This is a genomic window from Roseateles chitinivorans (assembly GCF_050632235.1).
In the GTDB taxonomy this organism is placed as follows: domain Bacteria; phylum Pseudomonadota; class Gammaproteobacteria; order Burkholderiales; family Burkholderiaceae_C; genus Roseateles; species Roseateles chitinivorans_A.
The window spans coordinates 1009163-1032846 of the sequence record NZ_CP192584.1; the positions used below are offsets into that span (position 1 = coordinate 1009163).

At 70.6% G+C, this 23684-nt stretch carries 19 protein-coding genes; 10 read left to right on the forward strand and 9 right to left on the reverse strand.

Annotation, left to right across the window (positions count from 1 at the left end; all coding sequences use genetic code 11):
- Nucleotides 1-127: 127 nt before the first annotated feature.
- Nucleotides 128-826 (forward strand): lysoplasmalogenase, encoded by a 699-nt coding sequence (locus tag ACQ859_RS04490; RefSeq protein ID WP_431264774.1) that lies wholly within the window; start codon nucleotides 128-130, stop codon nucleotides 824-826.
- Entirely contained in the window at nucleotides 823-3501 is a 2679-nt protein-coding gene (locus ACQ859_RS04495) for a hypothetical protein (RefSeq protein ID WP_431264775.1), read from the forward strand. Before ACQ859_RS04490 ends, ACQ859_RS04495 begins: the two co-directional genes overlap by 4 nt.
- Nucleotides 3502-3593: 92 nt before the next feature.
- Here the strand turns inward: ACQ859_RS04495 and ACQ859_RS04500 are convergent, their stop codons facing one another.
- The 6 genes from ACQ859_RS04500 to ACQ859_RS04525 all read right to left on the reverse strand — a co-directional run bounded on the left by ACQ859_RS04500 (nucleotide 3594) and on the right by ACQ859_RS04525 (nucleotide 8719).
- Nucleotides 3594-4367: a LytR/AlgR family response regulator transcription factor gene (locus ACQ859_RS04500; RefSeq protein WP_431264776.1), complete on the reverse strand. Its 774-nt coding sequence runs from the start codon at nucleotides 4365-4367 to the stop codon at nucleotides 3594-3596.
- 130 nt (nucleotides 4368-4497) lie between these two features.
- Nucleotides 4498-4950 carry a hypothetical protein gene (locus ACQ859_RS04505; protein ID WP_431264777.1) on the reverse strand — a complete coding sequence of 151 codons (453 nt, stop codon included), beginning with the start codon at nucleotides 4948-4950 and terminating at the stop codon, nucleotides 4498-4500.
- On the reverse strand, nucleotides 4947-6476 hold the full coding sequence (locus ACQ859_RS04510; RefSeq protein ID WP_431264778.1) for a sensor histidine kinase: 1530 nt from the start codon (nucleotides 6474-6476) through the stop codon (nucleotides 4947-4949). The genes ACQ859_RS04505 and ACQ859_RS04510 overlap by 4 nt, the downstream gene beginning before the upstream one ends.
- Before the next feature lie 218 nt (nucleotides 6477-6694).
- Nucleotides 6695-7264 (reverse strand): YceI family protein, encoded by a 570-nt coding sequence (locus ACQ859_RS04515; RefSeq protein WP_431266459.1) that lies wholly within the window; start codon nucleotides 7262-7264, stop codon nucleotides 6695-6697.
- A gap of 141 nt (nucleotides 7265-7405) precedes the next feature.
- Nucleotides 7406-7957, reverse strand: a complete 552-nt coding sequence (locus ACQ859_RS04520; protein ID WP_431266460.1) for a YceI family protein — start codon at nucleotides 7955-7957, stop codon at nucleotides 7406-7408.
- 174 nt (nucleotides 7958-8131) lie between these two features.
- Entirely contained in the window at nucleotides 8132-8719 is a 588-nt protein-coding gene (locus tag ACQ859_RS04525) for a cytochrome b (protein ID WP_431266461.1), read from the reverse strand.
- A gap of 322 nt (nucleotides 8720-9041) precedes the next feature.
- Here ACQ859_RS04525 and ACQ859_RS04530 point away from each other — a divergent pair, with 322 nt between their 5' ends.
- The 6 genes from ACQ859_RS04530 to ACQ859_RS04555 all read left to right on the forward strand — a co-directional run bounded on the left by ACQ859_RS04530 (nucleotide 9042) and on the right by ACQ859_RS04555 (nucleotide 17710).
- The gene (locus ACQ859_RS04530; RefSeq protein WP_431264779.1) at nucleotides 9042-9272 is read left to right on the forward strand and encodes an HD domain-containing protein; all 231 of its coding nucleotides are present in this window, start codon (nucleotides 9042-9044) and stop codon (nucleotides 9270-9272) included.
- Nucleotides 9269-9619, forward strand: coding sequence for a hypothetical protein (locus ACQ859_RS04535; protein ID WP_431264780.1), 351 nt, complete (start codon nucleotides 9269-9271; stop codon nucleotides 9617-9619). Before ACQ859_RS04530 ends, ACQ859_RS04535 begins: the two co-directional genes overlap by 4 nt.
- Before the next feature lie 345 nt (nucleotides 9620-9964).
- Nucleotides 9965-12211 (forward strand): ATP-binding protein, encoded by a 2247-nt coding sequence (locus ACQ859_RS04540; protein WP_431264781.1) that lies wholly within the window; start codon nucleotides 9965-9967, stop codon nucleotides 12209-12211.
- Nucleotides 12212-12225: 14 nt separating this feature from the next.
- Nucleotides 12226-15576: an alpha/beta fold hydrolase gene (locus ACQ859_RS04545; protein ID WP_431266462.1), complete on the forward strand. Its 3351-nt coding sequence runs from the start codon at nucleotides 12226-12228 to the stop codon at nucleotides 15574-15576.
- A complete protein-coding gene (locus ACQ859_RS04550) occupies nucleotides 15489-15908 on the forward strand; it encodes a hypothetical protein (protein WP_431264782.1) in 420 nt (139 codons plus the stop codon). Before ACQ859_RS04545 ends, ACQ859_RS04550 begins: the two co-directional genes overlap by 88 nt.
- Nucleotides 15905-17710: an alkaline phosphatase D family protein gene (locus ACQ859_RS04555; protein ID WP_431264783.1), complete on the forward strand. Its 1806-nt coding sequence runs from the start codon at nucleotides 15905-15907 to the stop codon at nucleotides 17708-17710. Before ACQ859_RS04550 ends, ACQ859_RS04555 begins: the two co-directional genes overlap by 4 nt.
- On the opposite strand, the gene ACQ859_RS04560 is transcribed toward ACQ859_RS04555, so the two are convergent.
- Entirely contained in the window at nucleotides 17677-19485 is a 1809-nt protein-coding gene (locus ACQ859_RS04560; protein ID WP_431264784.1) for a tannase/feruloyl esterase family alpha/beta hydrolase, read from the reverse strand. The two genes, ACQ859_RS04555 and ACQ859_RS04560, sit on opposite strands and share 34 nt — an antisense overlap.
- Before the next feature lie 193 nt (nucleotides 19486-19678).
- On the opposite strand from ACQ859_RS04560, the gene ACQ859_RS04565 reads away from it, so the two are divergent.
- The gene (locus tag ACQ859_RS04565; protein ID WP_431264785.1) at nucleotides 19679-21277 is read left to right on the forward strand and encodes an inorganic triphosphatase; all 1599 of its coding nucleotides are present in this window, start codon (nucleotides 19679-19681) and stop codon (nucleotides 21275-21277) included.
- 97 nt (nucleotides 21278-21374) lie between these two features.
- The gene (locus tag ACQ859_RS04570; RefSeq protein ID WP_431264786.1) at nucleotides 21375-21899 is read left to right on the forward strand and encodes a hypothetical protein; all 525 of its coding nucleotides are present in this window, start codon (nucleotides 21375-21377) and stop codon (nucleotides 21897-21899) included.
- Nucleotides 21900-21921: 22 nt separating this feature from the next.
- On the opposite strand, the gene ACQ859_RS04575 is transcribed toward ACQ859_RS04570, so the two are convergent.
- Together ACQ859_RS04575 and ACQ859_RS04580 are read right to left on the reverse strand one after the other, a co-directional pair.
- Nucleotides 21922-22656, reverse strand: coding sequence for a site-2 protease family protein (locus ACQ859_RS04575; RefSeq protein ID WP_431264787.1), 735 nt, complete (start codon nucleotides 22654-22656; stop codon nucleotides 21922-21924).
- Nucleotides 22657-22660: 4 nt separating this feature from the next.
- Complete coding sequence (locus ACQ859_RS04580) at nucleotides 22661-23578, reverse strand: DUF2167 domain-containing protein (RefSeq protein WP_431264788.1); 918 nt, start codon at nucleotides 23576-23578, stop codon at nucleotides 22661-22663.
- Between the last annotated feature and the right edge of the window lie 106 nt (nucleotides 23579-23684).

The following is a 23684-nucleotide window of genomic DNA, read 5'->3' on the forward strand; positions in this document are numbered from 1 at the left end:
ACGCGCGATGGGCGCAGGCCGGCGCTGCATGGCGCTCATCGTGACATCGGTGTCGACCCTGTAAGGTCTGCCATATCACCTGTATCCGGGGGGTGGGCGTCACCGGCAAACGGCAGAATGCGGGCGCATGACAGCCTCCGCCGCCAAGTCCGCTACCAGGCTTTCCGCCGTGCTCCCGTTGCTGACCTTGCTCAGCGCGGCCGCCGCCATCCTCGCCTTGTCCCAACCGGCGCAACTCCCGCCGGTCCTCGCCTTCCTCTTCAAGCCGCTGACGACGGTGCTCATCCTGGTCTACGCGTGGCCCCGCGGCACCGAGCGCCCGCGACTGGCGCGCTGGCTGCGCGCCGGGCTGCTGTGCTCGCTGGCGGGCGACGTCGCGCTGCTCTGGCCGGAACAGGGCTTCCTGCCGGGGCTGGTGAGCTTCCTCGCCGCCCATGTCTGCTACATCGTCGGCTTCTGCACCCGCAAGCGGCTGGGGGCGGTGCGCTGGCCCTTCCTGATGTTCGGCGTCATCGCGGCGGCGGTGCTGGGACGGCTCTGGCCGCACATTCCGGCCGACCTGCGGGCGCCGGTGGTGGTGTATGTCGTCTGCCTGTCGGCGATGGCGGCGCAGGCCTGGGCCTGGTGGCGCGGCAGCGTCGGACAGCCGGATGAACCGCTCGCGCGCTGGGCGGCCTGGGGCGGCACGCTGTTCGTGCTGTCGGATGCGATGCTGGCGATCAACAAGTTCGCCGGGCCGCTGGAGATGGCCAGCTTCTGGGTGCTCGCCAGCTACTGGCCGGCGCAGTGGTGCATCGCCAGCAGCCTCGGGCGGGCCCGCGCATGAAGTTCGTCCTGCCCCGACGCGCGTCAGCCCTGGCCACGCTGGCCTCGGGCGTCGCGTGCGCCGCCGTCGGCCTCTGGCTCATGCGGCATTACCCGGTGCAGCCGGTGGCGGCCACCGCGCTGTGGGTCGCCATCGCCGTGGCGAGTTTCTTCGGCTGGCGGTCGCTGCCGCTGCTGGTGCCGGCGCTGGTGCCGGTGATCGGCTTCGCGCCCTGGACCGGCTGGATCACCTTCGAGGAACTCGACCTGCTGGTGCTGGCCGTCGCCGCCGGCGGCTACCTCGCGATCGCGTCGACCGCGCCGCCGCGCAAGCCGGTGGCCTGGCGCTACCGGACGCTGCGCTGGCGCGCCGCGGTGCGGGTGCTGATGGCGGTGTTCGCGCTGTCCGCATTCATCGCCGTCTGGCGCGGCTTCGATCAGGCCGGCGGGATGGACTTCGGTTTCTGGCAAGGGTTCCAGGAACCGATGAACAGCCTGCGCGCCGGCAAGAGCTTCTTCCTGGTCCTGCTGCTGCTGCCGCTGTGGCAGAAGGCGTCGGACCTGCGGCCCTCGTCGGTGCAGAGGCTGTCCCGCGCGGCCTGGGTGCTGGTGCTGATCACCACCTCGCTCGGCGCGCTGTGGGAGCGCTGGGTCTACACCGGCCTGCTGGATTTCTCGACGGACTACCGGACGACCTCGCTGTTCTGGGAGATGAATGTCGGCGGCGCGTCGCTGGACGGCGCGCTGGCGCTGAGCCTGCCGTTCGGCATGCTGTGGGCGATGCGGGAGCGCCGGCCGCTGCGTTTCGTGGCCGCGCTGGCGGTGCTGCTGCTCGCGTTCTATGCCTCGCTGACGACCTTCTCCCGCGGCGTCTACCTGGCGGTGCCCGCCGGCATGGCGATCTGCGCCATCCTCTGGGCGGTGCAGCGCCGTGACGGCCCCGAGGCGTCGCGGCAGGACGCGCCCGCGTCCACCGCCTTCCCGGGCGCGGGCCGCCGGGTCCCGCTGGCCTGGTCCGTCGGCGTGATCGCCGGGACGGCCGTGGCGGCCTGGGTGCTCTTCGGCGCCGGGGGCTACCGCGCACTGCTGGCGCTGTCCGGCAGCGTCGCGGTGCTGCTGGCGATGCCGGCTTCGCGCGCGGCGTGGCCGCGCGGACAGATGCGCGCGCTGCTGGTGCTGGCGACCTTGCCGGCACTGCTGCTGGCCTTGCTCGGTGGTCTGCTGATCGACCTCGTGCCCAAGGGCGCCTACCTGATCGACGGCATCGTCGTGCTGTCGGGGCTGGGACTGGCCTGGTTGTGGCGCGGTGGATTGACCCAGCCATCGCAGGCCTTCGCGCTGGCGATCGTCTGGATGGCCTCGCTCGCCGGCGCGGGCCTGGTCGCGGCGCACTGGGGCAGCGGTCGGGACGTCGTCGCCATCGCCGCGGTGCTGGGCATGCTGGCGGCCGCGTGGATCGCGACGCAGTGGTCGCCGCGTGTCGGCGCGGACCTGCGCACCGCGAGCTGGCGCGCCCGCGGTCTCGTCTGGACCGCCTGCCTGCTGGCCTGCGCGGTGGTGGCCGCACTGGGTGGCGGCGCGTACATCGGTCAGCGGATGTCGACGGGTCAGCAGGATTTCGAAGGCCGCCTCGAACACTGGCGCGTGAGCCTGGGGCTGCTGAAGTCGGCGGACGAATGGCTGCTGGGCAAGGGCAGCGGGCGTTTTCCGGCGAGCTTCGCCAACGGCGGTCCGTTCGAGGAACGTGTCGGCGACTACCACCTGAATCCGGCGCGGTCCGAGGTGCCGGCTTCCGGCCTGCCCGGTGCGGAGCCGTTCCCTCACCCGACCGTGACCCTGACCAGCGGCCTGCACATGATGGGCAACGGCGAGATGTTCCGGCTCAGCCAGCGCGTGCCGGCGGTGGCCGGCGAGGTCGCCGCGACGGTGATGCTGCGCACCCAGTTCAAGACCCAGCTGCGCGTCGAGGTCTGCGAGAAGTTCCTGCTCTACCCGCTGCGCTGCGTGGACCGCGAGGCCGCCATCGAGCCCAAGGGCGGCGCCTGGCAGCCGGTGCAGCTGAAACTCGGGAATGCGCCGGCCGATTTCGGCGGACCGGCCTGGGCGCCGCGGCGCCTGGTGGCGTCGGTGACGCAGAACTGGCGCGGTGGCGTGCTGGAGATCGCGTCGATCTCGATCGTGGACAGCGTCCACGGGCCCGTGCTGCAGAACGGTGATTTCAGCGACGGTCTGGCGCGCTGGTTCTTCTCCAGCGACCGCAACCACATGCCCTTCCACATGAAGAGCCTGCCGGCGCATGTGCTGTTCGAGCAGGGCCTGTTCGGCCTCGCGCTCTGGACCAGCCTGCTGGTGACGGTGCTGATGCGCCTGACCTTCGGCGCCGGACGTCACCATCCGCTGGCGCCGGCGGTGGTGGGCGGACTGGTGGGCTTCGTGATCGTCGGCCTGTTCGACAGCCTGATCGACGCGCCGCGGATCGCCTTCCTGTTCTACGCGCTGATGGCGCTCGGCCTGGGCCTGAGGGCGTCTTCACGCAAGGTGCATCGACCCGGCGATCCCGACTCCCGCCTGGAACTGGAGACGCTGCAGCCGGAGCTGGAGTCCGCCTTCGAGGATGCCCCGGAAGTCCGCCGCGCGATGGCGGCGGCGGGCGTCAAACTCAAGGGCCCCGTCACGCCGAAGCGTCCCCGCCGATGATGCTGGAACTCCCTCTTCCGCTTGCGGGAGAGGGCAGGGGTGAGGGCCAGCGGCGGTGGCAGTACTGAAGCCTTCGCCCGAACCGCCCCTCGTCACATCCCCTTGAACAGGTGGGTGTAGCTGCGGCTCACTTCCAGCTTCTCATCGAGGCCGCGCACGCCCACCAGCTGCCGGCCGCGGAAGTCGCGACCGATGCCGTTGATGGCCTTGACGTTCACCAGCGTCGAGCGGTGGATCTGCCAGAAGAGTTTCGGATCGAGCTCGTCGACGAGCTCCTTGATCGGCTTGCGGATCAGCGCCTCGACGGTGGGTGTCTGGACGCGGGTGTACTTCTCGTCGCTGATGAAGAACAGCACGTCCTCCACCGGGATCATCTGGATGGTCTGGCCGACCGAGGCCTGGATCCACTGCAGGTACTGCGGCGTGCCGCTGGTGTTGTTCACCCGGGCCGACAGCGAGTGCAGCAGCTGCTGCAAGGTTCCCGCGCTCGGGCCTTCGGGCTCGACCTCGCCGCTGCGCAGCGCCAGGCGCTTCTTGATGCGCTCGACGGTGACCAGCAGCCGCTCACGCTCGGCCGGCTTGAGCACGTAGTCGCAGACGCCCTGCTCGAAGGCCTCGACCGCGTACTGGTCGTAGGCGGTGATGAAGACGATCTCGGGCAGCGCCCAGTCGTCGTCGTCGGGCAGCTGCGCGATCTGCTTGGCGGCCTCGACGCCGGTCAGGCCCGGCATGCGGATGTCGAGGAAGACCAGGTCCGGCCGGTGCTCCTTGACCAGCTCGACCGCCTCCAGGCCGTTCTTGGCCTCGGCCACGATCTGCAGCTCGGGCCAGACTTCGGCGATGCGGCTGCGCAGCTGCTCGCGCATCAGGCGTTCGTCGTCCGCGAGGATGGCGCGCGGGCCTTGGGGGTGTCGCTGGTGTCGCTCATGGGAGGCGATGTTAGGGCAGGTGAGGATCGATCCGGAGGTGGACTCGGAGGGGGACCCGGGAGCGGGCTCAGGCGTGCAGCGTGGGTTCGCCCGACGACGTCATCGTCGGCGAGGCCGGGGCGGGCGGCACCCGCGGCGCCTTGCGCGGCTTGTCGCGCACCAGCAGCCAGACGACGAGCCCGATGAGCAGCAGCGGCGAGCCGACCACCGCGCCGACGCCGGCCAGCGCGGCCAGGGCCACCAGCGCGACCGCGCCCAGGATCAGCAGCGGCAGGCCGAGGCCGAGCAGCAGCACCAGCGGCACGACCAGGCACAGCACGACGAAGGCGACGACCAGGCCGATGCCGGCGCCGAAGGCGTCCGCCAGCCCCATGCCGCTGAGGATGACCTCTTCGCCGTCGACGGTGAGGTGCACGCCCGGGACGTCGCCGAGCAGATGGACCATGCCCCAGCCGAGCAGCAGCGCGCCGGCGACGAGGACGAATCCGAGGACGAGGAAGGCCTTGAACAGCGTTTTCATGCGTGTGCTCCTTGTGTTCCTTGCTCTGGCGCGTGGTGGGCGGACGTCCGGTAGGGGACGGTGATGATCACGACGGTGCCGGACGGCTGGTTCTCGGCGACGGTGACGCTGGCGGCCTTGCCGTAGAGGAGGGACAGGCGCTCGCGGATGTTGGCCAGGCCGACGCCGGTGCCCGAGGTCGCGGCGCGGCCGAAGCCCAGGCCGGTGTCGGCGACGGTGACCTGCAGCTTGCCGTGGACGATCTCGGCCTTGAGCAGCAGGCTGCCGCCTTCGGCCTTGGGTTCGAGGCCGTGCTTGATGGCGTTCTCGACCAGGCTCTGGATCATCATGGGCGGGAACTCGGCGGACAGCAGGCCGTCGGGCACCTCGATGCGGGACACCAGGCGCTCTTCCATGCGGACCTGCAGGATCTCCAGGTAGGGCCGGATGACGGCCATCTCGCGGCCCAGGTCGCGCACGCCGCCGTTGGCGTTGGCTTCGCGCATCGTCGGCATGGAGGCCCGCAGCAGCGCGATCAGGTTCTTCTGCATCTGCGAGGCGCGCGGCGGATCGGTCTCGATCAGGTGGTCGATGGAGGCCAGCGTGTTGAACAGGAAGTGGGGCTCGACCTGTGCCTGCATCGCGGCCATGCGGGCCTCGACGACCTGGCGGCGCAGCGATTCGGCCTCGGCGGTCTCGGTGGCCTTGGCGGCCTTCACCTCGGCCTGCAGCCGGCCCTTGTAGGTGGCCTTCAACAGCGCCGAGGCCAGCACCACCAGGACGGCCAGCTTGTCCAGGAAGTCGCCCAGGTGCACGGTGCGATAGCGCGTCTTGCGGGAGGTCTCGCGCTGGACCTGTTCGAGTTCGTCGCGGGCTTCCTCGGCATCGGCCTTGGCCTGCCGGGCTTCCTCGGCGGCTTCCTCGAGGGCACGCCGGGCGTCGGCGGCGGCGGACTTCACCGCATCGCGGATGGCTTCGCGCTGCTTTTCGTTCGGGATGCGGATGTCGACGGAGGGCAGGGTCGGATCGACGGCGCCTTCGGCGTCGGCCGCGGAGGCGGCGCTGGCCGCGGCGGCGACGGGGTGGCGCGGCACGATGCGCACGCCGCGGCTGTCGATCTGCACCTCGTAGCGCAGGCCGTCGCCCTCGACCGCGTCGGAGGCGCCGTGCCCGGCCTGGGAACCGGCCTCGCCGGAGTCGGCGGGCTTCGTGGCCTTCTCGATCTTCTTCTGGGCCTCGGCCACCTTCTTCTCGGCGTCGGCGGCGCGCTGCTTCTCGCGGCGATCGCGTTCCGCATCGCGATCGCGACCCTTGGGCGGATGGGTGGTCTCGGTCGTCTCGACCGGCAGCTGCCAGCTGAGGGAGAAAGGCGGCAGGGTCTGGAGGATGTTGGCACCGATGACCAGCATCACCGCCAGCAGCGAGAAACGCTTCCAGGTGATGGACACCAGCCAGCTGCCGTAGGCATGGAAGACCTGCTCGGCAGTCTTCATGAAGCTCTGCCAGCGCTGGAGCGGGGTGGGGGAGGCGGGAGTCGGCGCGTTCATGGGAGGACCTGTCGTATGCCTCGCACTGTACGCAAGACCCTGGCGTCCCCGGCGCGGCGGGCGACGCGCCGTGCGGACGGCGGGATGGACTGCACCGGCCGGCGACAGGCCGGAGGTCCGGACAGACCCTCCGCCCCAAGACAGGGCGGCCGCCACAAACGCGAAAGGCCCGCTTCCGCGGGCCTTCCGGCATTGGGTGAGACGTATTCCCGAGGGGATTACTGCTTCACGGCCTCGACCTGGACGATGACCTTGATGTCCTTCGAGAAGCCGTACTGGATGCCGTAGTCGACGCCGAAGGCGGTGCGGTCGAAGGTGGTCTCGAAGTCGCCGCCGCAGACTTCGCGCTTGAGCATCGGGTTCTCGTAGCAGTTGAAGTTGGTGGCCGTCAGGGTCACCGGCGCGGTCTTGCCCTTCAGCGTCAGCTGGCCGGCCACCGTCGCGACCTTGTCACCCGAGAAGGTGAACTTGTCGCCGACGAACTTGGCCGTCGGGTTGTTGGCCACGTCGAAGAAGTCCTTGCTCTTCAGGTGCGTGTCGAACTGCGACGAACCGGTGCTGATGCCGTTCATGTCGAAGGTGATCTCGACCTTGCCCGACTTGCCGGCCTTGTCGAACTCGACCTTGCCTTCCTTCTTGTCGAAGCGGCCGCGGTTGGTCGAGGTGCCGAAGTGCTTGATCTCGAACGTGGCGTAGGTGTGCGTCGGGTCGATCGCGTAGGTCGCGGCTTCGGCTTGCGCCAGGCCGGCGACGGCGAACAGGGAGGCGAGCAGCAGGGCTTTCTTCATCATGGTGGTGGGTCCTTGTCGACCAGGGGTCGCAACAGTGGTGGAAACCGCGGCGGGTACCGCGATGGAAAGGAACCGGGCGAAGGACCCGGACCGGTTGGAAAGAATCAGGGGAGGCTGGTGATCCGAGGCGGCGACGGCTTACAGCGGAGCCACGCCGGTCAGGGCAAGCTTGAACTTGACCTGGACGTCGTTGGCGACGACGGAGGTGTCCTTCCATTCGCCCTCGCCGATCTTGAAGTCGAGGCGCTTCATCGCGAAGCTGCCGGTCGCGGTCGTCGTGCCGCCGGCCTGCGTCAGCGCCACCGGCACGACCACGTCCTTGACCTGGCCCTTGATGGTGAGCTTACCGGTGGCTTCGAACTTGCCGCCGCCCAGCGTCTTGATCGACGTGCTCTGGAAGGTGGCGGTCGGGATCTTCTTGGTGTCGAACCAGTCGGGCTTGACCAGTTCCGCGTCGGTGGCGGCGTCGCCGATGGTGGCGCTGCCCAGCTCGATCGACAGCGAGACCTTGCCGGCCGCGGCGTTCTTCGGATCGAAGGCCAGCTGGGCGTCGAACTTCTTGAAGTGGCCGTCCACCGGCACGCCCATCTGGCGGAAGGTGAAGGCGATGTCGCTCTGGGCCGGGATCAGCTTGGCCGGGGCCGCGGCGGCAGCGGCGGCGGGCGCGGCCGCCGGCTTGGTCTGCGCCATCGCGGGGGCGACCAGGAGAAGGGCGGCGCTCAGCACCGACAACGCGGTGATCGAGAGATGGGTGGCCATGCGTGCGGTCATGAGGTCCTCTGCGAGTCTTGTGAAGCGAGTCTGTGAAGGGACTTGGAGCCCGGCGGGGTCAGGTGTTGTTCGAGTCGGTCTTGTGGGGCGCTCTCAGGCGCGGCCCGGGAGCATGCGCCGCAGCAGACCGTCCTTGTCGAGGACGACATGCTTGACCACGGCGCCAAGGTGGGCAAGGACCAGCAGGCCCAACCCATAGGCGAAGAACTGGTGCAGCTGCTTGAGCGATTCGGCGAGTTCCTTGTCCTTGCCGACGAAGTCCGGCAGCGGCAGCACGCCGAACCACACGATCGGGAAGCCCGCCGCGGAGCTGTAGGCCCAGCCGCTCAGCGGCACCGCGAAGAAGGCCGCGTACAGCAGCCAGTGCACCGCGTGGGCCCCCAGCTTCTGCCAGCCCGGCATCGGCAGGTCGGCCGGCGGGCGATGCGACAGGCGCCACAGCAGCCGCAGCGCGGACAGCGCCAGGATGGTCACGCCGGCCCACTTGTGCCAGTTGAAGAGCTTCAGCCGCGTCATCGAGAACGGCAGGTCGGCCATGTACCAGCCCACCGAGAAGGTGCCGATGATCGCGATCGCCAGCACCCAGTGGAAGAGCATCGCCAGGCCGTCGTACCGGGTCTTGCCTGCAGGCGGCACCACGGCGACTGGCGGCGCCGAAGACGCGGACGGCACTGCGGGCATCGGCTTGGCGGCCGACGTCACGGCCACGGGCGGCGCGGCGGCGTCGAGCGTCTCGGCGGGCAGCGTGGGCTGCTGGTCGGGATCGTTGTTCGGGTTGTCGATGGCAGTCATGTCGGGCTCGCGTCCTTGGGAAGACCTGGGGCGTCGGGTGGTCCGGAATGGCATGGAGTGTCCGCGCGTGCCGTACATCGTCGGTTCATCGGAACTGAGGCCACTGTTCATCCAATTTGAATGAGAGCCCCGGCCATGCTTCACAGATCCGTCATGGGCGGGGTCGAGACTGGCGCCCGCTCCGCCCTTGGAGCGATGGCTAGGAGTTGCCATGGACCTGATCGCCAAGATCGAGGCGGTGTTCCACCGCCGCGGACACCTGCAGTACGGTGACGAGCGCCGGGAACCCGTCACCGCGCTGGAGCACGCGCTCCAATGCGCCCAGCTCGCCGAGTGGGCCCACGCGGAGCATAGCCTTGTAGTCGCTGCGCTGCTGCACGACATCGGGCAACTGATGGACGGTGGTCCTGCCTCCCCCTGCGGGATGACGCGCACGAATTGACCGCACTGCCCCTGCTGCGCGCCGGCGGGCTGGGCCCGGCCGTGGTGGAGCCGATCCGCCTGCACGTCGCGGCCAAGCGTTACCTGGTGAGCACCGACCCGGCCTACGGCCCCGGGTTGTCCGACGCCTCGCGCCACAGCCTGGCGCTGCAGGGCGGGCCGATGAACGCGGAGGAACGGCTGCTCTTCATGGCGCACCCGCAGGCCAGCGCCGCGCTGCAGCTGCGCCGCTGGGACGACCTCGCCAAGCGGCCGGGCATGCGCACGCCGCCGCTCGGCTACTACCTGGTCCTGCTCGAGGAGCTGCTGCGCGACACGCAGGGCGCGGAACGGGTCCGCATCGCCTGAGCCGAGGCCGGCTCATGCACATGCCGGATGAGCACAGCCGGAATGGTTCGATGTAAAAGAGTGTCTCCCTCTTGAGGGGGATATCGGACCCTCGGGCCGCTTTGCATACTGGGTACCGATCGCGCGCTGCCTGGACCTCAGCGTCGTGATCAAGGGGAGGAGTGCTATGCCGACCTACCAAAGCCCGCAAGGGTGGCGGTGGTCGGCATAGTTTTATCTGCGTGACGCATGGCGAACGCTTGGGCGGGCGGGGAATCGGCAAGATATATTGCCGGCCCAGAACAAGCTTTACACAACCCATGCAGTTCCCTTCGCGGCAGCGGCCAGGCGCTGTCTGTTCCGGTCATGGCGGATGAGCGCAGCGCGGAGCAGGCGAGCGTCGAGCTCGAACTGCTGCGCCTGATCGGCAAGCAGGGCCGGCGCGTCCCCTACCCGGTGAGCATCGCCGCGCTGATGATGGCGGTGATGGCGGCGACCGTGATGTCGCCCTGGCTGGCCTACGGCTGGCTGGCCGTCGTGTATGCGGTGCTGGTGACGCGCTGGGCCGTGCTGGGCCGGCTGCCGGAGATGCAGGACCGCCCGCTCGAGCAGCGCATGGACTGGGCCGTGTGGCTGAGCCTGGCCAACGGGCTGGCCTTCAGCGCCTCGCTGATCGCGGCGCCCCACCTGAGCGACTTCCAGCGGATGGTGCAGACCATCGTGCTGCTGGGCCTGTGCGCCGGCGCGGTCGCGACGACCGCCGGCCATCGCGTCGTGTTCCAGGTCTTCCTCTGGCCGGTGACGCTCGCCACGGCCCTGTCGTGGGGCCTGTTCCACCAGGCGGGCGCGGAGCACCGCTGGCTGGACTGGGTGCTGTCGGCGCTGATCATCTTCTTCGGCCTGATCCTGACGGGCCTGGCGCGCGACACCTACCGCGTCTTCGCCGAGTCGGTGCTGATCCGGCTGCAGCAGAACAAGAGCAACCAGCAGCTGCGGCAGGCGCTGTCGCAGGCGGAATCGGCGATGGCGGCGAAGACGCGCTTCCTCGCCTCTGCGAGCCACGACCTGCGCCAGCCGATGCACACGCTGTCCCTGTTCGGCGCGGCGCTGGACAAGCGCCCGCTCGACGACGAGGGCCGCGTCATCGTCACGCAGATGAACCTGGCGCTGCATTCGCTGTCCTCGCAGATGGACGCGCTGCTGGACATCTCCAAGCTCGACGCCAACGTCGTGCCGGTGAACAACCAGGTCTTCGCCCTGCAGCCCTGGCTGGGCCGGCTGCAGCGGGAGTTCCAGCCCGCCGCGCTGCGCAAGCACCTGCTGCTGCGGCTGGACTGTCCGCCGGAGGCCTGCGTCGAGAGCGATCCCGTGCTGCTGGAGCGCGTGGTGCGCAACCTGATCGACAACGCGCTCAAGTACACGGCGCGCGGCGAGGTGTCGATCGAGGTCCACCGCGGCCAGGACGAGGAAGTCTGGCGCCTGTCGGTGAGAGACACCGGCATGGGCATCCCGGAGCACGAGCAGCAACGGATCTTCGACGAGTTCTACCAGGTCGGGAATCCGGAGCGCGACCGCGCCAAGGGCCTGGGCCTGGGGTTGTCGATCGTGACGCGTCTGGTGGACCTGCTGGACCTGCACCTGGCGCTGCGTTCGGCGCCGGGGCACGGCTCGAGCTTCATGCTCAACGTGACGGCCGCCGACATCGCGCAGGTGCGGCCCGGCGCCACGCCGACGCAGGGGCCGGCATTGCCGCCGATCCGCGTGCTGGTGATCGACGACGAGGAGCCGGTGCGGATCGCGATGCATGCGCTGCTGAGCGCGCACGGCTGCCAGGTGCTGCTGGCCGGCAGCACCCGCGAGGGCCTGCTCAAGAGCATGGGGCAGCAGCCCGACCTGCTGCTGACCGACTTCCGGCTGCGCGGCGGCGAGGACGGCATCAGCGCGGTGCGTTCGCTGCGAAGCGCGTTTCCGGGACTGCCCGCGCTGATCGTGAGCGGCGACACTGCGCCCGAACGCTTGCGCGAAGCTCACGAGGCGGGCCTCACCTTGCTGCACAAGCCGGTCACCGAAGAGCTGCTCATCAACGCGATGCAAGCCGCGCTCGCCGAATATCGCAGGGAGGGTTTCGATGTCTCGACCGTTCGAGGAGGCGCCGAGAGTCCCCCTGAGGCCCCGGCCCGCGCCTCGCCCGATGCATCGCCGCCTTCGGCTTCGCCTGAAGCTGCCGGCGCGCCACCGAGACCCACCGGCACGCGCTGGCTGTCTCGGCCGCTCGAGGACTGGATGGCCGCGCGGCTGGCGGTTCCGGAGCCCGGCCCCGCGGCCGTGGATGTGCTGGTCGTCGGCAGCGGCTACGGGGGGCCGCGGCGGCGCACGCGCTCGCGGGACGGCGCGGCGAAGACGGACGACGGCTCGCCGTGGTCGTGCTCGAGCGCGGACGTGAGTACCTGCCCGGCGCCTTCCCCAGCCGCTTCGCCGATCTGCCCGGCCACGTGCGGGTGGCGCGTCCGGGCGCCGATGCGCCGATGGGCCGTCGCGAAGGGCTCTTCGACCTGCGCCTGGGACCGGACGTCTGCGTCGCGCTGGCCAACGGCCTGGGCGGCGGCTCGCTGATCAACGCCGGGGTGATGGAACGGCCCGATCCGGCGGTGTTCCGCGAGCCCGGCTGGCCGCAGGCCTTCCTGGACGAGGACATGACGCCCTGGTTCGAGCGCGCCGAGCGGCTGCTCGGCGTCCGTGGCGGCAATGGCGATGGCGACCGTGGCAACACGATCGAGCGGTGGCGCGCGGAGGCCGGATTCAAGCCGCGCCGCCTCGATGCGCTGAAGGCGCTCGATCCGGCACGCACCCGCGCGGCGCGGATCCAGGTCGCGATGGATGCCCAGCCACGCGGCGCGGCCGGCTGGCCGCACGCGCCCTGCATCGCCTGCGGCGACTGCGCGACGGGCTGCAACCACGAGGCCAAGCAATCGCTCGACACGGGCCTGCTGCTGCAGGCCTGGCGCCAGGGCGCGGAACTGGTCTGCGGCGCGAGCGTGGAAGCCCTGGCAGCCGTTCCGGGCGCCGGCTGGCGCGTCACGCTGCAGCACACCGACGAGCTGCTGCGCCAGCGGCAGGGCGCGCCGTTCGAGGTGATCGCGCGCCGCGTGATCCTCGCCGCCGGCAGCCTGGGGTCGACGGAGATCCTGATGCGCTCGCGGGAGCGCGGGCTGGCGCTGTCGCGGATGCTGGGGCAGGCCTTTTCGGCCAACGGCGACGTGATCGCCGTCGGTGACGGATGGCCTCGCGCGGTCCACGCGGTGGCCGACGAGGATCAACCGCCCGCGTCGCGGCAGGTGGGGCCGACGATCACCGGCGTCTGGGACGCCGGTCCGGATCACGTCGTCGAGGACCTGGCGATCCCGGGCGCGTTGCGGCCGGTGTTCGAGGAGGGCTTCGCGCTGGCGGCGACCTTGGACGCACTGGCCCGGTCGAACGCCGGACCGCATGAGGAGCGCGCCGACTTCGACGATCCGTTCGCCGTCCGCGCGTCCGTGACCGAACGGCAACTGCCGCTGGCGATCATCGGCCGCGACAGCGGCACGGGCCGGCTGGTCCGGCGCGACGGCTTCGAGGAGCCCGGCGGACTGCAGGTCGACTGGCCCGGGCTGCGCGACGAGCCTGCGATCGCGCGCCGTCACGAAGCGCTGGAGCGTCACCTCCGCAGTCACGGCGCGCGCCTGCTGCGCAATCCGCTGTGGCAGCTGCTGCCGCCGGAGATGGCCTTCCTGACGAACGATGCACGCGGGCCGATGCTCAGCGTGCATCCCCTGGGCGGCTGCGCGATGGGCGACCTCGGCAGCGACGGCGTCGTCGATGCGATCGGACGGGTCTTCTCCGGCGACGGCGAGGCGGTGCACGACGGGCTGGTCGTGCTGGATGGTGCGATCGTGCCGGGCTCGCTCGCGATCAACCCGGCCCTGACGATCAGCGCGCTCGCGCAGCGCTCGCTGGACCGGCTGGCCGAGCTCTGGCAACTGGGCGCGCCATCGCCGGTGACCCTGCGTCGGGAGGCGGTGCGTCCCGTCTTCCGCCGTTCCGTCGGGCCTGGACAAGTCGCGCCTTCACCGTCGAAGGCCGGCGGCACTGTCGGCAGCGTCGGCACGGCCAGCACGGCCAGCACGAACAGCACGAACAGCACCGACGAGGCGACCGTGATCGAGGTGCGCGAGCGCCTCGGCGGCTTCGTGCGCTGGTCCGGGGCACCGGGCTCGCCGTTGAAGTACGTGGAGTTCTGCATCGTCTACCGGCCGAAAGCGCTGGTCGACCTGCTGCGACCCGGCCCGGAGCGCCGGCTGATCGTGGCGCCCGGCAGCCGGCTGCGCGTCTTCGAAGCCCGCGAGCGGCGGCCGGGATGTTTCGAGGTCGTCGGCCCCCGCCCCGGCGACGGGCGTCTGTGGGCGCACGAGGAACGCGGCGACGAGCTGGCGCTGTTCACCGCGCCACTGTCGGACGGCGAGTTGACGCTGTTCCAGCGCGAGGCGTCCGGATCGCTGCGTCGACACGCCCGCGGCCTGTGGGCCTGGGCGATCAACCGCGGCGTGCGTGATTCCTGGCAGGGGATGATCGATTGGGCGGGGCGCCGGTCGCCGCCGAAGGCGCCGGGCGAGGCGCGGGCGGGACTGCGCGCGCGGGCAGTCAACGCCTGGCACCTGGCGGGCCATGCGGGCGAGGCGCGCCTGATGCGATATCAGGTGCGCATCGCGCCGGAGGCCGATCTGCCCGCATGGGCCGCCGCCTTGCGCGACCAGCCGCTGCGCGGCTGCAAGCGGATCAGCTACACGCGGCGCGGCAATCCCTGGACGCAGATGAGCCGCATGCGGCTGACGCCGGTCGCGGGCATGGCGCCGCCGCCGGGCGCGCGGGACATCGTCCTGACCCTGGACATGCACCACCTCGCCCGCGAGCGCCTGCCGCTGCTGCGCATCCGGCAGGCGCGCGACGTCCCTTCGGCGGCGCGCGACGTCGGCGCGCTGATCGCCTACCTCGCGCGGATGACGATCGGGTTGCACGCCTGGACCTTCCGCAAGCCCGACGAGGCACCGCCGCGGCGGATCTCGCGCCTGCCGGGCGCGGTGCCCGGACTGCCGGACCCCGTGGTGATCGAGATGGCCGCCGGCCGCTGGGGCGACGCGGGCGCGCAGCGCCAGGACCTCGACCGGCCGGCCCGCGAGGACGACGACCGGCCGGTGCTGATCCGCCTCACGCGTTACGGCCGCCCGGGCGGCGAGCCGGTGCTGATGATCCACGGCTACAGCGCCAGCGGCACCACCTTCGCGCATCACTCGGTGCGGCCCGGACCGGCCAAGCTGCTGTGGGACGCGGGCTACGACGTCTGGGTGCTGGACATGCGCACCAGCGCCGGACTGCCGACGGCGACGCTGCCCTGGACCTTCGAGGAGTCCGCCTTCAACGACATCCCGCTGGCCGTCGACCGCGTGCTTCGCGAGACCGGCCGCGAGCGGCTGAACGTCTTCGCGCACTGCATGGGATCGGTGATGCTGCACATGGCCCTGCTGGAGCCGCGCGAGCAGCCCTGGGAGCGCCACTTCGCGCTGCGCTCGGCGCTCGGGCAAAGGATCTCGAGGCTGGTCATCTCGCAGGTTACGCCGCTGATGGTGATGTCCCCGACCAACAGCCTGCGCGGCGTGCTGATGCAGTACCTGCGGCCCTACCTGCCCTTGAGCGATTACGCCTTCCGGCCGAAGGGCACGCCGGCGCTGTTCGATCACCTGCTCGACCGGCTGCTCGCCAGCCTGCCGTATCCCGACGCGGAATTCGACCTGGAGAACCCGCCGCCCTGGCCGCCGTGGCGGATGCGGCGTACCCCTGGACCGCGACGCGGCATCGCATGGACCTGCTGTACGGCCGCGACTTCGCGATCGGCAACGTCGATCGGGCCGTGTTCGATTTCATCGACGACCATTTCGGGCCGCTGAACATGGACACGGTCGCGCAGGCGATCCACTTCGCGCGCTGCCACGAGATCACCGACTGGCAGGGCGCCAGCGTCTACCTCGACAGCCTCGCCAAGAGCCTGGCGCTGCTGGAGGCGTTCCCCGTGCTGTCGCTGCACGGCGAGGACAACGGGCTGTGCAGCGCCGACAGCGCCGAGCTGCTGAAGGACTACTACGACCAGGCCGCGCCGGGGCGCTATCGGTATCGGGTGATCGCCGGTCATGGGCATCAGGACTGCCTGATCGGCCGCCATGTCGCGACGCAGGTGTTCCCGCATGTGCTGGCCTTCCTCGCCGAGGAGCCGCAGTCATGAGCGGATTCCCGCGCATGGCCCGTCGGGGGGCGGCGGCCGGCACGCTGCTGATCGGCGCGGAGGCGCCGGGGCATCGCGTCGAACGCGCGCCGCCGGAGTCCGGCCGCGTGCCGTTGCTGACGGCGCTGCGTCCGGAGCGCGGCTGGCCGCACTGGCTGGTGTGGGTGCCGATGCGCTGGCGCGGCGGCTGGGCGTATGACCCCTTGCCGCTGCCCTGGCGGATCGAGGCCTTCGTGCCGCCCGGGGTGGGGCAGCCCGGTGCGCCGTGGCGGATCTCGCAGGCGGTGGACGCGTTCCCGCCGCCCTCACGCGTCCCGTCCCGGGCGGAGCACGCGGAGGGCGCGGACGGTGGCCATCGCGGCGGCGAGGGTGAGGCCCGCGAGGAAGGCGATGACGGCGATGACGGCGATGACGGCGAGAGGGACATCCACGGACTGCTGCTGGTGGCGCTGTACCTGGAACCGCGCGCGCTCGCCATGGAGGGGGCGCATCGCGGCGTGATGCACGCGCTCGGCGAGGAGGCGCTGCGGGCGCAGGTCGACGGCGCGCTCGAGCAGTTCCTCGATCTGCCGCCGCATCGCTGGGCGCATGGTTTCGTGCCGTCGCCGGAAGACACCGACGCGAGCGCCGACATGACCGCCGACGGCCTGTGCTTCGCGCTGGCGGCGTGCCAGTACCCGCCGGGACTGCTCGACGTCAGCCCAGGCTGGGAACTCGACGCGTCGCAGGCGGGGCCAGGTCTTGCATCACTGGCGCGGCTGCATCGGTTCACGCGTTGGACGGCACGGGGCAGGTCCTGCTCGCTGGTGCTGTTCGCCGGCGACCAGATCTATGCGGATGCGAGCGGCGGGCTGGCCGATTCCCGCAGCGGCATCGAGCGCTACGCGCGCGGCTACGGCGAGTTCAAGGCCGGGCCGGTGCGACTGCTGCCGCCGACGGTGGCCCGCGTCGTGCACGGGATCGACGACCACGAGATCGTCGACAACTGGGAGCCGAGCCCCGGTGCCAGCCACGACGGCAACGGGCCGTGGTTCGACGTCGCGCGCCAGGCCGCCTGGGATCACCGATGGGAAGCCGGCGCCCGCATCGGCGGCCCGCAGCTGCTGTGGCACGACTTCGACTGGCGCGGCGCGGCTTTCTTCGTCGCCGACGCACGCTGCGAGCGCGAGGCGCGCCGGGTCGCGAACTGGTCGAGCGCGCGCCTGTGGTCGATCGCGCAACGCGACGCGTTCGGCGAGTGGCTGTCCCGCGGCGCGGGACGGCCGAAGTTCGTGATGAGCGGCTCGCTGCCGCTGCCGCGGCGCCGCACGACCGTGGAGCACGCCGCGAGCAGCCTGCGCTCCGATGCCTGGGACGGCTATCCGCACAGCCTGCATGAGCTGCTCGGCGCCGTGTGGCGGCACCGCGCGACGGGGTTGGTGTTCCTGTCGGGCGATGAGCACCGGTCGGGCTGGGTGAGCGCGGAGATCTCGGCGGTCGACGGCGAGGATTCCGCGCCGGTGCGGATCCATTCGGTCCACAGTTCTGCGCTCTATGCGCCGTGGCCGTTCGCGGTCACGGCGGTCGAGGAACTGGCCGCGCCCGATGTCTTCGAGTTCGACGGCCCGGACGGCCAACGCCTGCGATGCGTGGTCGGGGCATGGGCGGATCACCCGGGCGACGGCTTCGCCGTGCTCCGGGTGGCGGGGGCGGGCGACCGGATCGACCTGTGGTTCGATCGATCCGGTCCGCAGACGGGCGTGTCGGCCGCCCCCGACGCGCCCGACGCTCAACTGCTCGCGCAGGTGAAGCTGCCGGCCTGATTGGGATCGGCCGGCGCGCCGACGTACTTCGGCCAGGTCGGATAACGGCAGAGCGGCCGCTTGGCCGTGCCGGCGGGCGACGTGTCGGCGGCGGCCTTGGTCTGGCTGTTGCCCGCGATGATCTTGTCCGCGGGGTCGATGCCTTTCTCGACCCAGTCGCTCAGGATGCCCAGGCTGTCGAACACCGGGATGAACGGCCCGGTGTCGCCGTGGCCGTTGCCCGGGATCAGGTAGAAGCGGACCGCTGCGTCGATCTTCGCCTGTCCGTACCTGGCCACCAGGGCCTGGTAGTACTCGACCGACGAGTCGGTGCTCACCACCTCGTCGGCCGTGCCGTGGGTCCAGACGATGCGGCCGCCGCGCGCGAAGAAGCGGTCGAGGTCGGTGCTGGCGGCATCCGTCTGCGTCGAGACGTCGATGATGCGCTGCTGCCAGCTGCCCGGGTTCGCCGGGTCCACGCTGGTGGTGTTGAACGCGGCGTCGCGGGTGATGAAGAACTTCATCCACTGGTCGCCGGTCAGGTAGGCGTTCGGCGCGTTCGCCCGGGTCCCCGACGTGACCGCCAGATAGTTCGGTGCCTGCGGACCGGTGCCGTTGGGTCCGAAGTTGCGCGAGCTGGAGTAGGGCGGGCCGAACACCATGCCGGCCATCAGGTTGTAGCCGCCGTATCGGGTGACGCCGTTGACCAGCGGGTAGCTCAGCTGCAGCGGGCTGGCCATCGTGCGGACCGTCGCGATCTGCGGATCGGAGAGGCAGGTGTCGCCGCCGTCGGTGCCGTTGGGGCAGCGCAGGCTGGACAGCGTGGCATCGGCGCGCGCCTTGCAGGCCGGGAGGTTGGCGATGAGCCCGTCCTGCACGCCGTCCAGCGTATCGCAGGACGCCATCACGGCGTTCAGCAGCAGGGCGGTCTTGGCGGGATTCAGCCAGCCCGCGCCGCCGTTCTGGAAGATCGAGCGGCCCAGCTGGATGTTGGACAGCCGCAGGCCGGTGTAGTTCAGCGCCGGGCGGTTGATGAAGATCGCGTCGTAGCTGTCGGGCCAGTTCTGCGCCGCCGAGAGCGCGTCCCGGCCGCCGGTCGAGCTGCCGATGAAATAGCTCTTCAGCGGCCCGTCGACCTGGTACAGGCTGCGCACCAGCAGCCGGGCCACGTCTTGCGTCTTCTTGAGGCTCTGCCGGCCGTAGTTCCGCAGCGCCTCGTCGCTGGTGGCGAAGGACCCGTTGGTGATGCCGCCGACGTGGCCGGAATCGTCGCCCAGCGTCACGTAGCCGCGCGTCAACGGGGTGGGCGTGTCGGCGCCGGCGAAGTTGGTCGGGTCCAGGCCGGTGATCAGCACGCCGTCGAAGCCGCCGCCGCCGTACTGCAGCATCTTGCCGTTCCAGGTCGCGGGCAGGTTGACCTCGAAGTTGATGACGGGCGCCGTCGGATCGACCGGCTTGATGCGGCCGAGCACCTGGCAGAAGCTGCCGTTGAGGTTGCCGGCCGCATCCGCGGCGATCAGGGTCGCGGAGGCGATCTCGGCGCCGGAGGACGGCAGGCTGATTTGCGCGGCGGTGGCCGTGAAAGCGGCGGCCGCGCTGCACGACTGTGCGGTGATCACCGCAGGCTTGAACGGCGGCGTGACGTCGGCGTCATCGCCGCCGCTGCCGCAGGCGGTCAGCAACAGCGCGAGGCTCAGCGGCGCCGCGGCGAGGAAAGCGGGATTGGCGGCGGGAAGGGCGGCGGGAAGGGCTGGAAGGGGCCGGACCTGGCGGTCTGACCATCTCGAATCTGGCATGAAAGTCTCCGGTTCTTGTTCCCGTGGAGGACACGGTGAGTCCATCGTGGGCAGACCGGGGGAAGACGTCAAATATCTCGAAATAGAGGAATGCATATGCATTTCATATGGACATCGCAGCTCGCCCGGCCGCGTCCGATCGGGTGACTGCCGCCGTGGAAGGGGTGTCGTTCTCCACATGCGACACTGCCGGATGAACGAAATCGAGCTCCGTTTCCAGATCCCGGCCTCGCAATGGCCCGCGGTGCGCCGCTGGGTCGAGGGGACCGGCAAGTCCGTCGCGACGGAGGAGCGCCTGCAGGCCTCGTACTTCGATACGCCGGAGCGCGACCTCGCGCAGGCCGGTTTCGCGCTGCGGCTGCGTCGCGAAGGCGAGGTGTGGGTGCAGACGCTCAAGGGCGCCGCGCCCGACGGCATGACCCGCCTCGAACACAACGTGCCGCTCGGCGCGGAGACCCCCGCGCTCGACGTCACCCGGCATGCCGGACATCCCGCCGGGCAGGCGCTGCAGGCCTTGCTCGCCACCTTGCCCGAGGGCGCGCTGCAGGCGCTGTTCCGCACCGACATCACGCGGCTGACGCGTCCGCTGCGCACGCCGCACGGCACGGTCGAACTCGCGCTCGACCACGGCGCGCTGCTCGCGGGCGAGGGCGACACGCTGCGCAGCACGCCGGTCGCCGAACTCGAGATCGAACTGAAGAGCGGCGAAGCCCGCGCCGTGCTCGAGACCGCGCGCCAATGGGCCATCGAACGCTTCGGACTGTCGCTGGAACTGCGCACCAAGGCGCTGCGCGGCGACCTGCTCGCGCGCAACCTGGACGCGGCGCCGGTCGCCGATTCGCACGCGATCCACTGGACCGGCGACATGACCCGCGACGACGCGCTCCACGTGCTGTTGCGCGAGTGCCTGGAGCCGATCGTCGGCAATGCCTCGCAGATCGCCAGCGGGCGCCACCGGCCCGAGCACCTGCACCAGATGCGGGTCGGTCTCCGCCGCCTGCGCGCCGGTCTGCGCCTGCTGGCGTCGGACGACGACATCGCGCTGCAGGCGCTCGCCGACGGCGCCGGACGGCTGTCGCGCCGGCTCACCGCCGCGCGTGACGCCGATGCGCAGGCCGAAGCCGGCTGGCGCCTCGGGATGCTGGCCGCCTGGCGCGTCGAACGTCCGTCCGCCGCCTCCGAGGCGCCGCCCACGACGCCAATCGATGTCGCCGGCCTGCTGCTCACGCCGGACATCCAGGGCTGGATGCTCGCGGTCATCGGCTGGCTCGCGCGGCCCGCGCCGGCGCCCGCGCCCGAGGAAGAGCAAGGACTGGCCCTCGTCCATCAGCACCTCGCGCAATGGCGCGCCGGGACCGACAAGCAGCTCAAGCGCTTCGATCGTCTCGATGTCGAGGGGCGGCATCATCTGCGCCGCCGGCTGAGACGCCTGCGGCTGGCGATGGAACTGACCTTCGCCGTGCCCGGCGGGGACGACGGCGGCAAGCTGTCGAGGAAGGAGATCGAGGCCCGGGCCCGGCGACTGGCGCGCGTCCACGAGGCCGCCCAGCGGCTCGGCGCACTCAACGATCTCGAGGTCGGCCTGTCGCAGGCGCGCGAACAGCTGGCGCTGGCGATGGCGCGCGGCGATGTGCCGGCGGCGGCCCAGGCCGGCTTCTCGCTGGGGTGGCTGAGGCCACGTCAGAAGCAGGCGCTGGACAAGGCGGCCAAGGCCGTGAAGGCCGTAAAGCTCTCCGGCGGCGGCAAGGCGTCGAAGCGCGCCGGACCGTCGACGCGCCGCAAGCCGGACTGAAGCACTTCGGCCGGCTGACTTCACTGAGGGGCGCGCCCACAGCCTCGTGCCGAGGCGATGGGATGCACTCCCTCATTTCAGTCACTGCGAGGCCCCCATGCCGCTGATCCATTCCCTGCCCTTCAACGAACCGTCCCCCCGCCCCGGCGACGATGTGCCGGACCGCGCCCGGATCCCCGGGCTGCTGGCCCTGGCGGTCGATCCTGCCCGGCTCCGCGCCACCCAGGCGCGGGCCGCCCGCAGATTCCTCGACCCGGATGGCGAGGTCTACCCCGCCGATGGCTGCGCGATCACCTTGACCTTGCTGATGCGGGAAGCCGGGTTCCCGGTGAACGAGCTCAGCTGGGCGATCGACGTGCCGGCGATGCTGCTGGCGCGCGGCTGGATCGAGGTGCCGCCCGGCGACCAGCGTGCCGGGGACGTCGGCAGCACCTGCCGCGAGGACAAGCACCACGGCGAGGACCACGTCTTCCTGGTGGTCCGTTGCGTGAACCAGGACGAGATGATCGTCGTCGACAACCAGGCCGACCATCCGCATTTCCGGTGGGCGGGCGGCCAGGATGGAAGAACGCCGGCGGCGATGTTCTATCGCGCGCCGGCGGCGTCGGTGGCGGCGGACTGAGCGTCCTGGAGACGCGGCGGCGTCAGGCGTCGCCGCCGAGGTGGCGTGCCGCGCCGAGCATCTCGTGGACGTCGTGCGCCATCATCGCGAGGAAGGCGGCCAGGCCCAGGTAATACGCGGCGTACTCCCACTTCACGCGGGCGGGGACGGCGTAGTAGGTCTGCGCCTCCTCGCTGTCGGCGCGGTACTTCCATGCCTTCATCAGCTGCGGCGCGGCCAGCAGCGCGATCAGCAGCAGCATCGGGCTGGGACGGTACAGGAACAGCCCGACCATGATGGGAACGCCCGCGAACCAGATCCGCGGCGACAGCACCGCCGTGATCCGGCCGCCGTCGAAAGGCAACATCGGGATCAGGTTGAACAGGTTCAGGAAGAAGCCGGCATACGAGATCGCGAGCAGCCAGTCGATGTTCCAGCTCCGCGCCATCAGGTAGCACCCGGTGGCTGCGACGGCGCCCAACAGCGGACCACCCAGGCCCACGAAGGCCTCGGTTTCCGCATCGTGCGGCATCTTCTCCAGCGAGGTCCATGCGCCGATGAACGGGATCAGCATGGGGAGACCGGCCGGCAGCCCCCGGTGACGGGCCGCGAAGAAGTGGCCCAGCTCATGGATCACGATCATCGCGACGAAGCCGACCGCGTAGCGCCAGCCATACAGGGTGGCGTACAGCAGCACCGACAGCAGCATCGTGCCCCCGCTGAGCAGCAGTTTGCTCAGCTTGACGCCGGAGAACAGCAGGAACAGGAGCTTGGTCATCGGCTCAGGACTCCGCGGACTCGCTCTTCTTGCGGCCGAAGAACTTCATGATCGCGCCGCCGAAGCCGACCACCGCCAGCAGGATGATCTTGGCGAACTTCAGGAAGAACGCGCCGATCACCGCCAGCAGGCCCAGCTTCTTCGCGCCGACGCCCAGCACCAGCGCGGCCAGGCCGTACTCGGCGACCTTGTCGGTGCTGCTGTTGAAGTCGGCGTAGCGCTTGCCGTCGTTGAACTCGAGCGCGCCCAGCAGCTGCTGCGCGTCGCCCTTGTACTTGGGCAGGTCGTCCAGGCCGGTGACCAGGTTCAGGCTCATGTAGCCCTCGCGGCCCAGCGCGTAGGTGTTGTAGTTGACGCCTTGCGGCTCGTTCGCCGCCGCGCCGACCTCGCGCGACTTCATCGCCCAGACCAGGCGGTGCGAGTCCGCCGTGTAGGCCGGTTCCTGCGCCCAGCCGGTGATCTCCAGCGCCCGGCCGCCCATCTTCTTGCGCTCGTCGTTGCTGGCCTCGGTGCCTTCCTTGAAGCTCTTCAGCATGTCGGCGGCGTCCCAGTGCTTGGCGTCGTCGTCCTTGATGTAGCCGGACTTCTCGAAACGCAGCGTCGCGAACCAGTCGCCGTCGCCGCGCGGGAACACCACGCCTTCCAGATCGCTGTAGTCGCCGGGATTGCCCATCGCGCGCATCAGCTTGGCCGCATGCGGCTGCGGGACGTAGACCTTGCCTTCGGGCAGGTGCAGCACGGCCTGGCTGGACAGCTTCACGTCCTGCGGCCCCTTCACGATGTCGTTCTGCGCCGCGGTCAGGACCTTGGCGAACTCGTTCTCGCCGGACTGGGCCGAGGCGGGCGCGGCCGCGATGAACATCGCGCCGAACAGCGCGCCGGCAAGGGCCCGCAACGTGCGGGCGAAGGGGGTGGTGGTCATGGAGATTTCCCTCGAAACGGTGTATCGAACCCGGCCTCTGACGGGCCGAAGGGTGCGAGTCTATCGATGTGGGTTGTCGGGAAATCCGCACTTCCCCATCCGGGGG

Bases quoted from the DNA above. Each gene is read 5' to 3' on its own strand.
- ACQ859_RS04490 (WP_431264774.1), top strand. From the start codon at position 128: ATGACAGCCTCCGCCGCCAAGTCCGCTACCAGGCTTTCCGCCGTGCTC.
- ACQ859_RS04495 (WP_431264775.1), top strand. From the start codon at position 823: ATGAAGTTCGTCCTGCCCCGACGCGCGTCAGCCCTGGCCACGCTGGCC.
- ACQ859_RS04500 (WP_431264776.1), bottom strand. From the start codon at position 4,367: ATGCGCGAGCAGCTGCGCAGCCGCATCGCCGAAGTCTGGCCCGAGCTG.
- ACQ859_RS04505 (WP_431264777.1), bottom strand. From the start codon at position 4,950: ATGAAAACGCTGTTCAAGGCCTTCCTCGTCCTCGGATTCGTCCTCGTC.
- ACQ859_RS04510 (WP_431264778.1), bottom strand. From the start codon at position 6,476: ATGAACGCGCCGACTCCCGCCTCCCCCACCCCGCTCCAGCGCTGGCAG.
- ACQ859_RS04515 (WP_431266459.1), bottom strand. From the start codon at position 7,264: ATGAAGAAAGCCCTGCTGCTCGCCTCCCTGTTCGCCGTCGCCGGCCTG.
- ACQ859_RS04520 (WP_431266460.1), bottom strand. From the start codon at position 7,957: ATGGCGCAGACCAAGCCGGCGGCCGCGCCCGCCGCCGCTGCCGCCGCG.
- ACQ859_RS04525 (WP_431266461.1), bottom strand. From the start codon at position 8,719: ATGCCCGCAGTGCCGTCCGCGTCTTCGGCGCCGCCAGTCGCCGTGGTG.
- ACQ859_RS04530 (WP_431264779.1), top strand. From the start codon at position 9,042: ATGGACCTGATCGCCAAGATCGAGGCGGTGTTCCACCGCCGCGGACAC.
- ACQ859_RS04540 (WP_431264781.1), top strand. From the start codon at position 9,965: ATGGCGGATGAGCGCAGCGCGGAGCAGGCGAGCGTCGAGCTCGAACTG.
- ACQ859_RS04545 (WP_431266462.1), top strand. From the start codon at position 12,226: ATGGAACGGCCCGATCCGGCGGTGTTCCGCGAGCCCGGCTGGCCGCAG.
- ACQ859_RS04550 (WP_431264782.1), top strand. From the start codon at position 15,489: ATGGACCTGCTGTACGGCCGCGACTTCGCGATCGGCAACGTCGATCGG.
- ACQ859_RS04555 (WP_431264783.1), top strand. From the start codon at position 15,905: ATGAGCGGATTCCCGCGCATGGCCCGTCGGGGGGCGGCGGCCGGCACG.
- ACQ859_RS04560 (WP_431264784.1), bottom strand. From the start codon at position 19,485: ATGCCAGATTCGAGATGGTCAGACCGCCAGGTCCGGCCCCTTCCAGCC.
- ACQ859_RS04565 (WP_431264785.1), top strand. From the start codon at position 19,679: ATGAACGAAATCGAGCTCCGTTTCCAGATCCCGGCCTCGCAATGGCCC.
- ACQ859_RS04570 (WP_431264786.1), top strand. From the start codon at position 21,375: ATGCCGCTGATCCATTCCCTGCCCTTCAACGAACCGTCCCCCCGCCCC.
- ACQ859_RS04575 (WP_431264787.1), bottom strand. From the start codon at position 22,656: ATGACCAAGCTCCTGTTCCTGCTGTTCTCCGGCGTCAAGCTGAGCAAA.
- ACQ859_RS04580 (WP_431264788.1), bottom strand. From the start codon at position 23,578: ATGACCACCACCCCCTTCGCCCGCACGTTGCGGGCCCTTGCCGGCGCG.